10 protein-coding genes, 2 tRNA genes and 3 rRNA genes are annotated in these 15,337 nt (G+C 43.5%); 11 read left to right on the forward strand and 4 right to left on the reverse strand.

The window, feature by feature from the left end:
• Positions 1-15: 15 nt before the first annotated feature.
• Both grpE and AC4MCD_RS00085 read right to left on the reverse strand, forming a co-directional pair.
• The gene (gene grpE / locus AC4MCD_RS00080) at positions 16-564 is read right to left on the reverse strand and encodes a nucleotide exchange factor GrpE (protein WP_419365824.1); all 549 of its coding nucleotides are present in this window, start codon (positions 562-564) and stop codon (positions 16-18) included.
• A 725-nt stretch (positions 565-1,289) separates the two neighbouring features.
• Positions 1,290-1,784: a hypothetical protein gene (locus tag AC4MCD_RS00085; protein ID WP_180025579.1), complete on the reverse strand. Its 495-nt coding sequence runs from the start codon at positions 1,782-1,784 to the stop codon at positions 1,290-1,292.
• A 213-nt stretch (positions 1,785-1,997) separates the two neighbouring features.
• On the opposite strand from AC4MCD_RS00085, the gene AC4MCD_RS00090 reads away from it, so the two are divergent.
• A complete protein-coding gene (locus AC4MCD_RS00090; protein WP_302700182.1) occupies positions 1,998-3,068 on the forward strand; it encodes an alpha/beta hydrolase in 1,071 nt (356 codons plus the stop codon).
• A 45-nt stretch (positions 3,069-3,113) separates the two neighbouring features.
• Here AC4MCD_RS00090 and AC4MCD_RS00095 read toward each other — a convergent pair whose 3' ends face one another.
• The gene (locus AC4MCD_RS00095; RefSeq protein WP_419365823.1) at positions 3,114-3,785 is read right to left on the reverse strand and encodes an acetoacetate decarboxylase family protein; all 672 of its coding nucleotides are present in this window, start codon (positions 3,783-3,785) and stop codon (positions 3,114-3,116) included.
• Positions 3,786-3,888: 103 nt separating this feature from the next.
• Here AC4MCD_RS00095 and AC4MCD_RS00100 point away from each other — a divergent pair, with 103 nt between their 5' ends.
• From AC4MCD_RS00100 to AC4MCD_RS00145, 10 genes are all read left to right on the forward strand, one after another.
• Positions 3,889-4,461, forward strand: coding sequence for a peptidylprolyl isomerase (locus AC4MCD_RS00100; protein ID WP_302700185.1), 573 nt, complete (start codon positions 3,889-3,891; stop codon positions 4,459-4,461).
• Between the two features lie 435 nt (positions 4,462-4,896).
• A 16S ribosomal RNA gene (locus AC4MCD_RS00105) occupies positions 4,897-6,434 on the forward strand.
• A 61-nt stretch (positions 6,435-6,495) separates the two neighbouring features.
• Positions 6,496-6,572 (forward strand) — tRNA-Ile (locus AC4MCD_RS00110).
• A 66-nt stretch (positions 6,573-6,638) separates the two neighbouring features.
• Positions 6,639-6,714 (forward strand) — tRNA-Ala (locus AC4MCD_RS00115).
• 399 nt (positions 6,715-7,113) lie between these two features.
• Positions 7,114-10,005 (forward strand): 23S ribosomal RNA (locus AC4MCD_RS00120).
• A 202-nt stretch (positions 10,006-10,207) separates the two neighbouring features.
• Positions 10,208-10,322 (forward strand): 5S ribosomal RNA (gene rrf, locus AC4MCD_RS00125).
• Together the 16S, 23S and 5S rRNA genes with 2 tRNA genes alongside form the textbook arrangement of a ribosomal RNA operon.
• Positions 10,323-10,653: 331 nt before the next feature.
• Positions 10,654-12,018, forward strand: a complete 1,365-nt coding sequence (locus AC4MCD_RS00130) for an MFS transporter (protein WP_034171560.1) — start codon at positions 10,654-10,656, stop codon at positions 12,016-12,018.
• A 366-nt stretch (positions 12,019-12,384) separates the two neighbouring features.
• Positions 12,385-13,734, forward strand: a complete 1,350-nt coding sequence (locus AC4MCD_RS00135) for an aromatic acid/H+ symport family MFS transporter (RefSeq protein WP_491876329.1) — start codon at positions 12,385-12,387, stop codon at positions 13,732-13,734.
• 103 nt (positions 13,735-13,837) lie between these two features.
• Positions 13,838-14,236 (forward strand): hypothetical protein, encoded by a 399-nt coding sequence (locus tag AC4MCD_RS00140; protein ID WP_100329636.1) that lies wholly within the window; start codon positions 13,838-13,840, stop codon positions 14,234-14,236.
• A 151-nt stretch (positions 14,237-14,387) separates the two neighbouring features.
• Positions 14,388-14,711 (forward strand): ankyrin repeat domain-containing protein, encoded by a 324-nt coding sequence (locus AC4MCD_RS00145; RefSeq protein WP_419365154.1) that lies wholly within the window; start codon positions 14,388-14,390, stop codon positions 14,709-14,711.
• A gap of 58 nt (positions 14,712-14,769) precedes the next feature.
• On the opposite strand, the gene AC4MCD_RS00150 is transcribed toward AC4MCD_RS00145, so the two are convergent.
• Positions 14,770-15,321, reverse strand: coding sequence for a type 1 glutamine amidotransferase domain-containing protein (locus AC4MCD_RS00150; RefSeq protein ID WP_491876330.1), 552 nt, complete (start codon positions 15,319-15,321; stop codon positions 14,770-14,772).
• Positions 15,322-15,337 lie beyond the last annotated feature (16 nt).

A 15,337-nucleotide genomic window follows, 5' to 3' on the forward strand; every position in this document is an offset into this window, starting at 1 on the left:
CCCGATTTATTTCGCTTAAGCGCCAACCATGACCATTGCAGGACGTAATAAACGACCATTGAGGGCATAGCCTTTTTGCAAGACTGTACCGATTTCATTAGATTTAGCATTTGGATCAATACCGACTGCCTGATGCAGGTCTGCATTAAAACCATTTGCGGTATCAACTGCGACTACACCAAATTTCTCTAGTGTATTGAGCAACGCTTTCAGCGTCAGTTCTACGCCTTCACGTAACGGGCCCTGTTCTTCGCCTGCAGCAACAATCGCGCGCTCCAGGTTATCTACTGTATCTAGCAGCTCTTTAGAGAACTTTTCCAGAACAGTGTCTTTATGTTTTTCTGATTCACGCTGAATACGTTCTACACTTTTTTGTGCTTCGTAAACTGCATTGGCAGTGCGTGCTTTTTCTAACTTTAAGTCACCTTCAAGTTGTGCAATCTGCTCTTGTAAAGATTCAACGGTAACTTCTACTTGTTCAGGTTCAGCTTGAGTTTGCTCTACCTCTTGTGTCACTTGCTCTTGCTCAAGATCTTGAACTTGTTCGTTCTGCTCAGTTGCCATTGATTTACTCCGTTTAAATGGGTTTTTAAACATGTACAGTCCTTGGGCGTCAGAGTTAACTGCGTTAATACTGAACTGCCATGATTGAAATTTTTAATTATTTAAAGAAATCGGGGCAGGGGTAAAAAATTCAAGCACAAGTACAGATTAATTTTAGGATTTATTTAGATTTAATGACTTTCATAAAAGCAGCATCGTATTTTTAGATAGAAATAATAATTTTTATCTGTTTTAAATATTTTTAGAACAGGTGCATCATAGCATCATTAACAGCGGCCTTGTTCTGAGGAGAGAGCTGGACCAGGTTGCTGTTGCCTTATTTTTTAAGCTGTTTTTTCCAGTCGGATCCCTCACACATGGTCCGGCTTTTTTTATCCAGATTATTTTTTAGACATAAAAGCGATTAATAACTAAGCAATAAAGTATTACACAAAAAATGAGCAACGCTATATTATTTATTTCAGATTCTATCGCTGTAGTTTCTTCTCTTTTTTAGAAATGTGTTTTCGTGGCTTATCTTTTCTCTAGATAAGCCTTTTTTTTGCCTGAAATTTGCTCCGGTTTTTCGACTTATAAAATGGGATCATCTTAATCAAGACTATGCTGAGTGAAAACATTTCTTTTATTAAAAGAAAATAGCTTGGATGAGATCAAAACAATAAAACCAAGTCCATAAAAAAAGCCCTGATCTAAATCAGAGCCTCTTTTTTTATTTAATATTCTGCCTAATCACGACGATTACGTGGTCGCTGCTGTTCCTGTTTACGTCGCTGATCATTCCAGCGTGGATTATTGGAGCGGTTTTGCTGAACCCGTTTACGCTGCTGTTCTGCCACTTTTTTACGTTGTTCCAGCTGTTGGCGACGTTTACGTTCGGCCTGCGCCTGTTTCTGACGCTGGTTACTCAGATTCTTGCGTTGCTGTTCCAGACGTTGTCGTTCCAGTTGAGTTTTACGACGGTCCAGTTCTATTTGCCGACGTCGTTCCTGTTCCCAGTTACGCTGCTGAATATTTTTGCGACGTTCCAGTTCCAGTCTCTTACGCTGCTGTTCGTATTCCCAGCGCTGCCGGTCATAGCGGCGGTCTTGATCATAACGATAGTCATAACCTCGATCGCGACGGTCATAACGTCCGTCATAATAACCATCATCAGGAAAAGCCACACAGCCTACGGCTAAAAATGCAGTGGCTAAGGATACCGTTATTATTCTTATCGCCATAAGCTATCTCCTTTTATACAGACTTCTACATCAAAGTCGCAAAAGTGCTGTAAAAATCTCACTTAAACTGTCAATGACATCTGATTAAATTCAGGTTAGCGTATTTGGCAGATAATCTATGTACATTGATATTAAGACTTATATAAGAATATGGTCACTAAAACCCTAATCATGTAGAAAAAATGAAGAATTATGGGAAAAGGATGAAAACTCATGGGTGCGAATAATCCGGTCACAAAATTTGTAATGGATAAGGGGCAGGGCACTGCAGCACGTTTGCTGGATTGCCTGCCGAGCTTTGCACAAGAACGTCTGGTAAAAGCATTGGATTATCCTTATGACTATCCTGATTTGGATCCTTATATAAAATGCTTGATGGCGATTCAGATCAAACAGGGACAGCATAGTTTTATTAGTGAAGATGCGGTGCAGTCACGTCAACTGTTTGATGAACGCATGAAAGCTATTCAGGCGAAACCGACGCCGGTCAAGGCAGTCGAGGATCTGCGTCTGCCATTGCAAAATGGCACTATCTTTGCCCGACATTATCATCCGGCACCACAGAAAAAATTGCCGATGGTCATTTTCTATCATGGTGGTGCATTTATAGTGGGTGGTCTGGATACGCATGATGAGTTCTGCCGTTTATTGGCGGTGCATGCCAAGGTGCAAGTACTCAGCGTGGCTTATCCGTTAACGCCAGAATACAGTCCTTTGCAGATGGTACAGGTCTGTGAAGATGCTCTGGCTTGGGTGCATCAAAACATCAAGCAGCTGAAAATCTATAAAAACCAGATTGTAGTGGCAGGGGATAGTGCAGGTGGAAATCTGGCGGCAGTGGTCGCCCAGCGGAGTGCCGATAAAATCTATGCACCTCGTGCACAGTTATTGCTTTACCCGGCTGTCGATTTTAAAAGCCGCCATCCTTCTTTTTATGCATACAATCAGGGCCTGGTACTTTCAGCTCAGGATATTGATCTGGTGACCAAGCTATATGCTGAAACGCATCAGGTCGAACTGGACGATCCGCTGATTTCACCTACTTATGGTGAATTGAAGAATCTGCCACCTGCCTATGTGATTACTGCCCGTCATGATGTGCTGCATGATGAGGGTTCAATCTATGCATTGAAGTTACGTGAGAATGGGGTACGAGTGTACTATCAGGAATATACGGATCAGGCACACGGTTTTATTAATCTAACCCCAATTCATAAACGTTCGAAAAAACAGGTCATCGAACTCAGCAAGAATTTCCGTAAATTCCTGGATAAAAAGATCTGATTCAAAAATAGATGTAGAAAAGGTGTTTCACGTGAAACACCTTTTTTATTTTTTATGGATCTTGGCTTCTGGAAAGACTAAATTAAATTTGGGCACATAAAAGCTTTGTAAATATTTAGCTTTAGAAAAATCCGGGAATATATCCTGAGTATCTTGCCACTCTGCCTGAGTAAGCTTGGATAAATAACCCCGAAATTGAGGGCTAAACTGATAATGTTGGGATTTCCAGGTTTGCCGGATTTTTAGCATGGAGCTTGGAAGATGATGACTATTTAAATAGAAAGAACGAGGAGATTTAGGTTTTTTAAGACGAAGCGTCATGCTTTGCCCACGATGAGTAATGCGACAAATCGTTTCCTGTCCCTGTTCTTGCCAGTCAAACTCTGCATATTCTTTAGGAATACCCCACAAGTGCTGACCATGCACAATAGATTCATGAGTAGAGACATAAATTTTCGGAATAGTCGAAAGACGTCGTCTGCTAATTAAAGGATGATCCATAATCAGTAATTCATCATAAGGACCCACAGGAGAATGATGATAGCGCACTAATAGAATCTGAACGACACGGCCGAGTGGAGATGGCGCAATCCGAAAACTCTGAAATTCACGAATAAAATGAGGGGTAATCCAGTAATTCAGAATAAAACCCTCCCCTTGCAAATGCCAGGGTGGAAATTGATGGACGCTTTTCTCCTGTAGTAATGCATGGCTCATTATTATTCTCTTGTCTTTAGTCGGCAGGTCACTGCATTATTAGTCATGAAAGATTAATATGTTGTGAATCTCAACCTTTCTTTATCAGTAGATGAGTTAAAAAATGTTAAAAAAATCATTATCTGCTATCGCGTTGATCGCATTTAGCTTGCCAAGTTTTGCTGCCAATACCCTGATTGAGATGAAAACCTCATCCGGTAATATCGAAATTGAACTCTTTAATGACAAAGCACCGATTACGGTGAAAAACTTTGAAGAATATGTCAAAAGCAACTTCTATACAGGAACCATCTTCCATCGGGTCATTCCAGGCTTCATGATTCAAGGGGGAGGCTTTGATCTCAACATGCAGGAAAAAGCCAATAATAAAGCTTCAATCAAGAATGAATCAGATAATGGTTTGCAAAACAAACGTGGCACTTTGGCCATGGCACGTACCAATGATCCTAATTCGGCGAAAGCGCAATTCTTTATTAACCTGGTAGATAACAGTTTTCTGGACCGTTCACCAAGAAATGCTGGATATGCGGTATTTGGGCGGGTTACTAAAGGTATGGAGGTAGTCGATAAGATCGCTCAAGTACCTACTCAGAACTATGGCATGCATCAGGACGTTCCCAAAACAGCCGTAAAAATCAACAGTGTGACCATTAAAACACCAAGCGTGAAAAAGTAAGTGAAAAATAAAACATAAATGTTTTGTTTGTATTTTCTTTGGAATATTATGAACTTATGTAACAATTGGTAGAAAAATGAACCAATTTGGTGCATAAAAATGAAACAGTCATGATTGGTGTGCGTTAAAAGCACTTGCTTGTGTAGGAAATTGCCCTATAATGAGCTCATACCGACGAGATAGACGGAAACAAACGAAACGCGAAGCGTTGAGTTGTTGAGTTTATCGAAGTCCAGCTTCTAGCATTGACGAGATGTTAGAAAGATCATTAAGAGATTATGAAGAACAACTTGTGTGGATTTTTACTGGTTGATTGATCGAAATTATTTTCATTGATTGAATGGTAGAAATTACTCGAAGTTTATTTGAGAAATATTTGTCAGAAAATTGATGAGCCAAGTTTAAGAGTTTTACTTATAAAACTCGAAATGATTTTAACTGAAGAGTTTGATCATGGCTCAGATTGAACGCTGGCGGCAGGCTTAACACATGCAAGTCGAGCGGGGATAGGGTGCTTGCACCTGATTCCTAGCGGCGGACGGGTGAGTAATGCTTAGGAATCTGCCTATTAGTGGGGGACAACGTTCCGAAAGGGACGCTAATACCGCATACGTCCTACGGGAGAAAGCAGGGGATCTTCGGACCTTGCGCTAATAGATGAGCCTAAGTCGGATTAGCTAGTTGGTGGGGTAAAGGCCTACCAAGGCGACGATCTGTAGCGGGTCTGAGAGGATGATCCGCCACACTGGGACTGAGACACGGCCCAGACTCCTACGGGAGGCAGCAGTGGGGAATATTGGACAATGGGGGCAACCCTGATCCAGCCATGCCGCGTGTGTGAAGAAGGCCTTTTGGTTGTAAAGCACTTTAAGCGAGGAGGAGGCTTACCTGGTTAATACCTGGGATAAGTGGACGTTACTCGCAGAATAAGCACCGGCTAACTCTGTGCCAGCAGCCGCGGTAATACAGAGGGTGCAAGCGTTAATCGGATTTACTGGGCGTAAAGCGCGCGTAGGTGGCTAATTAAGTCAAATGTGAAATCCCCGAGCTTAACTTGGGAATTGCATTCGATACTGGTTAGCTAGAGTATGGGAGAGGATGGTAGAATTCCAGGTGTAGCGGTGAAATGCGTAGAGATCTGGAGGAATACCGATGGCGAAGGCAGCCATCTGGCCTAATACTGACACTGAGGTGCGAAAGCATGGGGAGCAAACAGGATTAGATACCCTGGTAGTCCATGCCGTAAACGATGTCTACTAGCCGTTGGGGCCCTTGAGGCTTTAGTGGCGCAGCTAACGCGATAAGTAGACCGCCTGGGGAGTACGGTCGCAAGACTAAAACTCAAATGAATTGACGGGGGCCCGCACAAGCGGTGGAGCATGTGGTTTAATTCGATGCAACGCGAAGAACCTTACCTGGCCTTGACATACAGAGAACTTTCCAGAGATGGATTGGTGCCTTCGGGAACTCTGATACAGGTGCTGCATGGCTGTCGTCAGCTCGTGTCGTGAGATGTTGGGTTAAGTCCCGCAACGAGCGCAACCCTTTTCCTTATTTGCCAGCACTTCGGGTGGGAACTTTAAGGATACTGCCAGTGACAAACTGGAGGAAGGCGGGGACGACGTCAAGTCATCATGGCCCTTACGGCCAGGGCTACACACGTGCTACAATGGTCGGTACAAAGGGTTGCTACTGCGCGAGCAGATGCTAATCTCAAAAAGCCGATCGTAGTCCGGATCGCAGTCTGCAACTCGACTGCGTGAAGTCGGAATCGCTAGTAATCGCGGATCAGAATGCCGCGGTGAATACGTTCCCGGGCCTTGTACACACCGCCCGTCACACCATGGGAGTTTGTTGCACCAGAAGTAGGTAGTCTAACCTTAGGGAGGACGCTTACCACGGTGTGGCCGATGACTGGGGTGAAGTCGTAACAAGGTAGCCGTAGGGGAACCTGCGGCTGGATCACCTCCTTAACGAAAGATTGACGATTGGTAAGAATCCACAACAAGTTGTTCTTCATGACGATGTATCTGAGGGTCTGTAGCTCAGTTGGTTAGAGCACACGCTTGATAAGCGTGGGGTCACAAGTTCAAGTCTTGTCAGACCCACCACTACTGACGAAGCGTTAATTGCAGAGCGAACAGAAACGGAACGATACATTGACTTATTGATAAGCTGGGGACTTAGCTTAGTTGGTAGAGCGCCTGCTTTGCACGCAGGAGGTCAGGAGTTCGACTCTCCTAGTCTCCACCACGTATTCGTTCGAATACGTAATAAGCAAACGGTTTGATAGCTTATAGAGCTTAGTAAGAAAGCGGCGTATAATGCGCGGCATTGTTATTAACCTCTGTGATTTATCACAGTTTCTCGATCTGACGAAGACGAGAAAAATCATTAACAGAATATATTTGAGTTGAAATAATTTGTTCATACTCATACAAGAGCGGAAACGACACGACTTCGGTTGTGAAGTTGAAGTGATTGAATGAGAACTAGCGAAATTAACTGAATCAAGCGTTTTGGTATATGAATCTAATTGAAGCTGTACAGTAGTTAAATCTACGAGATGCCAACTGTATGAGAGTGATGAGTAATCATCACAATCTGTTGCTCATCCTACTTGTAGGGATGAACGACTGTTTGGGGTTGTATAGTCAAGTAATTAAGTGCATGTGGTGGATGCCTTGGCAGTCAGAGGCGAAGAAAGACGTGATAGCCTGCGAAAAGCTCCGGGGAGGCGGCAAATATCCTGTGATCCGGAGATGTCTGAATGGGGAAACCCACCGGCTATAAGGTCGGTATCATAAACTGAATACATAGGTTTATGAGGCGAACGCGGAGAAGTGAAACATCTCAGTATCCGTAGGAAAAGAAATCAATTGAGATTCCCTCAGTAGCGGCGAGCGAAAGGGGAACAGCCCATTAAGTCATATCAGTTTTAGTGGAATGCTCTGGGAAGTGCAACCATAGTGGGTGATAGTCCTGTACACGAAAGGGCTGATATGATGATGTCGAGTAGGGCGAGGCACGTGAAACCTTGTCTGAATATAGGGGGACCATCCTCTAAGGCTAAATACTCCTGACTGACCGATAGTGAACCAGTACCGTGAGGGAAAGGCGAAAAGAACCCCTGTGAGGGGAGTGAAATAGATCCTGAAACCGCATGCATACAAGCAGTGGGAGCCACTTTGTGTGGTGACTGCGTACCTTTTGTATAATGGGTCAGCGACTTATATTCAGTAGCGAGGTTAACCGAATAGGGGAGCCGTAGAGAAATCGAGTCTTAATAGGGCGTTTAGTTGCTGGGTATAGACCCGAAACCGGGTGATCTATCCATGAGCAGGTTGAAGGTTGGGTAACACTAACTGGAGGACCGAACCCACTGTCGTTGAAAAGCCAGGGGATGACTTGTGGATAGGGGTGAAAGGCTAATCAAACTCGGTGATAGCTGGTTCTCCCCGAAAGCTATTTAGGTAGCGCCTCGGACGAATACCATTGGGGGTAGAGCACTGTTTCGGCTAGGGGGTCATCCCGACTTACCAAACCGATGCAAACTCCGAATACCAATGAGTACTATCCGGGAGACAGACTGCGGGTGCTAACGTCCGTAGTCAAGAGGAAAACAATCCAGACCGCCAGCTAAGGTCCCTAAATCATAGTTAAGTGGGAAACGATGTGGGAAGGCATAGACAGCTAGGAGGTTGGCTTAGAAGCAGCCACCCTTTAAAGAAAGCGTAATAGCTCACTAGTCGAGTCGGCCTGCGCGGAAGATGTAACGGGGCTAAAACTATGTACCGAAGCTGCGGATTTGCAATTTATTGCAAGTGGTAGGGGAGCGTTCTGTAAGCCGATGAAGGTGTGTTGAGAAGCATGCTGGAGGTATCAGAAGTGCGAATGCTGACGTGAGTAACGACAAAACGGGTGAAAAACCCGTTCGCTGAAAGACCAAGGGTTCCAGTCCAACGTTAATCGGGGCTGGGTGAGTCGACCCCTAAGGCGAGGCCGAGAGGCGTAGTCGATGGGAAATTGGTTAATATTCCAATACTTCAGTGTAATGCGATGAGAGGACGGAGAAGGTTAAGTCAGCCTGGCGTTGGTTGTCCAGGTAGAAGGAAGTAGGCATGCATCTTAGGCAAATCCGGGGTGCTCTATGCTGAGATCTGATAGCAAGCCAGTTTACTGGTGAAGTGGCTGATACCATACTTCCAGGAAAAGTCTCTAAGCTTCAGTTACACTGGAATCGTACCCGAAACCGACACAGGTGGTCAGGTCGAGTAGACCAAAGCGCTTGAGAGAACTCTGCTGAAGGAACTAGGCAAAATGGTACCGTAACTTCGGGAGAAGGTACGCTGTTGATGGTGATGGGACTTGCTCCTTGAGCTGTTGACAGCCTCAGAAACCAGGCCGCTGCAACTGTTTATTAAAAACATAGCACTCTGCAAACACGAAAGTGGACGTATAGGGTGTGATGCCTGCCCGGTGCTGGAAGGTTAATTGATGTGGTTAGCGCAAGCGAAGCTATTGATCGAAGCCCCAGTAAACGGCGGCCGTAACTATAACGGTCCTAAGGTAGCGAAATTCCTTGTCGGGTAAGTTCCGACCTGCACGAATGGCATAATGATGGCGGCGCTGTCTCCAGCAGAGGCTCAGTGAAATCGAATTCGCCGTGAAGATGCGGTGTACCCGCGGCTAGACGGAAAGACCCCGTGAACCTTTACTGCAGCTTGACATTGAACTTTGATCTTACTTGTGTAGGATAGGTGGGAGGCTTTGAAGTGGTGACGCTAGTTGCCATGGAGCCGTCCTTGAAATACCACCCTGGTAATATTGAGGTTCTAACTCTGCTCCCTGATCGGGAGCGAGGACCATGTCTGGTGGGTAGTTTGACTGGGGCGGTCTCCTCCTAAAGAGTAACGGAGGAGTACGAAGGTGCGCTCAGCGTGGTCGGAAATCACGCGTAGAGTATAAAGGCAAAAGCGCGCTTAACTGCGAGACCCACAAGTCGAGCAGGTACGAAAGTAGGTCTTAGTGATCCGGTGGTTCTGTATGGAAGGGCCATCGCTCAACGGATAAAAGGTACTCTGGGGATAACAGGCTGATACCGCCCAAGAGTTCATATCGACGGCGGTGTTTGGCACCTCGATGTCGGCTCATCTCATCCTGGGGCTGAAGCAGGTCCCAAGGGTATGGCTGTTCGCCATTTAAAGAGGTACGCGAGCTGGGTTTAGAACGTCGTGAGACAGTTCGGTCCCTATCTACCGTGGGCGCTGGAAATTTGAGAGGATCTGCTCCTAGTACGAGAGGACCAGAGTGGACGAACCTCTGGTGTACCGGTTGTGACGCCAGTCGCATCGCCGGGTAGCTATGTTCGGAAGGGATAACCGCTGAAAGCATCTAAGCGGGAAGCCTACCTCAAGATAAGATTTCCCCGAGACTTTATGTCTCCTAAAGAGCCGTTGAAGACTACGACGTTGATAGGTTGGATGTGGAAGTGCAGTGATGCATGAAGCTGACCAATACTAATTGCTCGTGAGGCTTGACTATACAACACCCAAGCAGTTGTATATAAAGCATCAATTGATTTCATATTGATCTAACGATCAGACGAAACCTTGATTTGGTTAAGCTAATCGAACAAACTACAGCAACTCAGATACATCTGTTAATGCATTCTATTTGAAGAAAGCTAGGCAAACGAAGCGCAAGCAACGTAGATAAGACCATAGCGAGTAATCATACCAGTTGTGCTGGCGACCATAGCAAGAGTGAACCACCTGATCCCTTCCCGAACTCAGAAGTGAAACCTCTTAGCGCTGATGGTAGTGTGGGGTATCCCATGTGAGAGTAAGTCATCGCCAGCTCATTATTCCTAAAAAGCCCTCTGCTTACGCAGAGGGCTTTTTTTATGCGTGAGATTTCTAGGAAAAGAAGTAAATATACTCCTAATTGTGCCTAGATAATAAAAATATAAATAACGTGAAAAGTATAATTAATCAACTTCGTCTTATTTTCTTATTGGTCTGTCTAAAAAATATTCGATCTACGACTTTAGCCTAAATTTTATTAAAAAAATCTAACTTGGTAAGTTTTGCAGTAGACAAGGTTTAAAGAATCATCCATTTTATATACAAAAGTGAATGAACGTTCATTTTTTCATAGAATAAAAAAGCTCACAATTGGAGGTGAGGAAAAATGACAGCAACAACAGTGAATGTGAATGCTGTAGTGGATGAAGCAAAGTTTAAACCTTTTCATTTGAAGATCGTACTTTGGTGCGTATTTGTCGTTATTTTTGACGGTTATGATCTGGCAATCAACGGTGTTGCTTTACCCCTACTGATGCAAGAATGGAATATGACGGCAGTTCAGGCCGGAATGCTTGCAAGTACTGCTCTGGCGGGCATGATGTTTGGTGCCATGCTCTTCGGTATGCTGGCAGATAAAATTGGACGAAAAAATGTCATCTTGATTTGTGTGACCTTATTCAGTGGATTTACGTTCTGGGGCGGGTTTGCCTCTGGTCCAACTGAATTTGGCATCCTGCGTTTTATTGCGGGCTTAGGTATTGGCGGTGTATTGCCGAATCTGGTCGCACTCACTTCTGAATATGCACCACAAAAAATGCGCAGTACCTTAGTCACTACCATGTTTAGTGGTTATGCAGTTGGCGGGATTATGGCGGCGTTATTAGGTGCCTGGTTTACCCCAAGTTTTGGTTGGGAAATCATGTTCTATATCGCAGGTATTCCATTATTGATGCTGCCTATACTGTATTTGTATTTACCAGAATCTTTAACTTTCCTGGTAAAAAAACAGCAAAATGAAAAGGCTAGTAAAATTGTTCAACAGATCAGTCCTGAGCAAAATGTCACTGCAAGTACCCAGTTTGTACTGAATGAAGTGCATGCGCCCGATGCTTCCATTGCGGCTTTATTTAAGCAGGGTCGTAGCATGAGTACTTTATTATTCTGGTGCTGCTTCTTTATGTGCCTGCTTATGGTCTACGCATTGGGTAGCTGGTTACCAAAACTGATGATGGCAGCGGGCTATTCTCTGGGTAACAGCTTAATGTTCCTGATGGCCATGAATATTGGTGCAGTGGTTGGAACTATTGGCGGTGGTATTCTGGCGGATCGTTTCCATCTGAAACCTGTCATTATTGGCATGTTCCTGCTAGGTGCTGTATCCCTAGTTGGATTAGGCTTTAATTCTCCACAGGCTGTGATCTATCTGTTAGTCGCTGCTGCAGGTGCTTCGGCAATTGGTAGTAGTATTCTGCTCTATAGTTTCGTGGCTCAGTACTATCCATTGGCAATCCGCTCTACCGGTATTGGTTGTGCGTCCGCAGTCGGTCGGGTAGGGGCAATCGTTGGTCCAATTATTATTGGATTCCTGTTGGGTATGGAGCTGCCACATAAAATGAACTTCCTGGCAGTTGCGATTCCAGCCATTATTGGTGCGATTTCAGTGGCGATGATTGTACGTAAAGATCTGAATGCAGAACGAAATGCTGAGACCTTACTGGCGAAACAGAAGCTGAATTCTATTAAAACCTAGTCACTTTTTGCCAATCCACTTGCTATAAATCTGAATTGAGTCAAAAGATCCCTTTCATAAGAAAGGGATTTTTTGTTTAAAGTATAAAAATCATTCATAAAAAATCGAATAAATCAAAAAATCATTGGTCTATAGACTATTTATATAGGCATTTTAATGAGAATAATAAATGTCTAAATATTCAATTATTTAGCTTTATAAAAATGTGATAAATCACACAAATAGCCGCTATTTTATAGCTGAAATAGCTCCATCATTTGGTCTTATTGTATGCTAAATCTCACTTGCGTATATTGCTAAAACTTGAATATTCCCCCGGATATTCATAAGGATTTTATGGACAAGTACTCATGGGAGATGAGAACGATGACCACGGAAACAGTAGATATAAATTCTGTAGTCGATAATGCGAAATTTACGCCTTTTCACTTCAATGTAGTTGCTTGGTGTTTACTCATTATCTTGTTTGACGGCTACGATTTAGCAATCAATGGTGTTGTTTTACCTTTATTAATGCAGGACTGGGGCCTAAGTGCTGTTCAAGCGGGAATGCTTGCCAGTACTGCACTTGCCGGCATGATGTTTGGCGCGATGATCTTTGGTTCTCTAGCAGATAAAATTGGCCGTAAAAAAGTGATCATGATCTGTATCGTATTATTCAGTGGTCTGACCTTTGCCGGCGGTTTTGCTTCAAACCCGACTGAGTTCGGTATTTTACGCTTCCTTGCCGGTCTGGGCATTGGTGGTGTAATGCCCAACCTGGTCGCACTCACCTCTGAATATGCACCACAAAAAATGCGTAGTACCTTGGTGACGACCATGTTCAGTGGTTATGCAGTGGGTGGTGTGATGGCTGCCTTATTAGGTTCATGGTTTACCCCAAGTTTTGGTTGGCAAATCATGTTCTTTATCGCAGGTATTCCATTATTTTTATTACCTGTGATCTGGAAATTCCTGCCGGAATCTTTAGCTTTTATCGTCAAAGACAACAAACAGGAAAAAGCACGTCAAATTGTACGACGTTTGGCTCCAAATCTAAGTGTTACAGACAATACAACCTTTAAACTGCCACAGGAAAATGTACCTGAAGCAGCAAACGTGGTGAGCCTGTTCCGTCGTGGCCGTGCAGTAAATACGTTATTGTTCTGGGTTGCTTTCTTTACTTGCCTACTAACTATGTATGCGCTGAGCAGCTGGTTACCGAAGCTAATGATGGCAGCGGGTTACTCAATGGATAACAGCCTGATGTTCATGATGGCGATGAACGTGGGTGCAGTGGTTGGTATTGTGGGCGGCGGTATTTTGGCTGACCGTTTCCACCTGAAACCGGTATTGATGTTCCTCGGTATGATGGGTGCGATTGTGATGAGCTCAATGGGCTTTGCATCTAACCAGTTCCTGCTTTACATCTTGGTGTTCTTGGCGGGTGCAGCGTCGATTGGTTCGCAAATGTTGCTATATAGCTATGTTGCGCAGTTCTACCCACTTGCGGTACGTTCGACAGGTATTGGCTGGTCTTCTGCGATTGGTCGTATGGGCGCGATTGTAGGGCCAATCCTGATCGGTGGTTTACTGGGTATGAACCTGCCTGCTTACTTTAACTTTATGGCAGTCGGTTTACCGGTTCTGATTACTGCAATTGCGGTTGCCTTGATCATGCATGACAATGAATCTGAAAAGATTGGTTCAGTCGAGCTAGCAGTGTCTAAAGCTTAAAGCTAAGTATTAAATAAGAAGTCTCCGAAAGGGGGCTTTTTTGATTTTTGAATAATAGTATTCTATAAAGAGAATCAGTTTTATAAAAAGAGATATAACTTTTATGAGAATATTAATTTTAGGTGCAATATTTTTAGCAAATTCTTTTGTGTATGCTCAAAAAATAAATAGTTATGAATGTGTAATAGAAGAAATATCTAATAGTTATGATGTGAAAAATTTAGAGAATCATTACCTCGGTCAAATTTTCAATGTTAATCGTAGTACAGGAATCATAAGTGGGGCTTTGAAAAATGATTATGTTAATAAACCAATTATTATTGATCCAGGCTCCAAAGATAATAGTTTTAAAGTCATTAACTATTTAAAAATAGGGGAAGGATTAGGAAGAGGAAGCAATGTATATTCCCTTATTGTTGAGGAGTACCAAAGTAAACCTATCAAATCCTTTACTTATATGGACAATGCAATGGTATTTCGCGGTAATTGTAAAAATAAATAATGGATTTTGATTCTTCTCCAAGTAGTTCTCTCTTCAAACATTAAATACATAGTTTTACCGTATTTTCCTATACATATTCATAGCTATAGTTTTTTATTTAGTAGAGCGCGTTAGAATCAATCATAGATATTGAATAAATAGGATTACTTAGATGAACATCAACTCATTCTCCCCAATCCCAGAAGATGATGATGAACTGCATCTTCCTGAATTAGTGTACTGGGCTTCCTTAGGTGATGTTGAACAGGTCGAGCAGGCGTTACAGGAAGGTCTGGACGTCAATTCTGCCGACGAAGAAGGCTATAGCGCCTTACAGGCCGCCGCTGAAAATGATCATCTAGACGTAGTCAAACTTCTGGTTAGCAAAGGTGCAGATATTGCCCATCGCAGTCCACATACGGCACTAGAACTGGCCGAAATGGCAGGCAATAAAGAAGTGATGGTTTATCTAAAAAGCCTGAAAGGCGGCATTTAAATAAAATAGATCAAGAAAATAAAAAAGCCTCCAGATGGAGGCTTTTTATGGTTTGAACTTAGGCAGCATTGTCTTCCAGTTCTTTTAAGATGGCGTCATTGAAAGCAGGAATATCATCCGGATTACGTGAAGTAATTAGCACCCAGTCACCGGTATTGCAGCGATGAACCTGTTCATCGACCCATTTACCACCGGCATTTTCCAGATCCAGTTTGATGCTCTTATACGAGGTCAGGTTTTTATCCTTAATTCGCTGTGCATCAATCAGAACCCATGGCCCATGACAGATTGCGGCAATTGGTTTTTGCTGATCAGCAAAATGCTGCACGATTTTCTGGGCAGATTCATTGATTCTTAGCGTATCTGCATTCACAGTGCCACCAGGAACAACCAAGAGATCATAATCATCCAGTGTGACATGATCAAAACTGGTATCAGGCGTATATGAGGTAGTAGCTTTGGTATCGCCTTTTACAGTTGCCACCTCTTCATTTTTTTCTGCCGCATGAATCACTTCAAATCCTTTGGATTTTAGAAAATTTAAAGGCTCGACCAGTTCATCATGTTCAACGCCTTGGTTTGAAGTAATAAAGAGGACCTTTTTTACCATGATTGCTGTTCCCAAA

Source organism: Acinetobacter sp. CAU_H_78, from assembly GCF_058599365.1.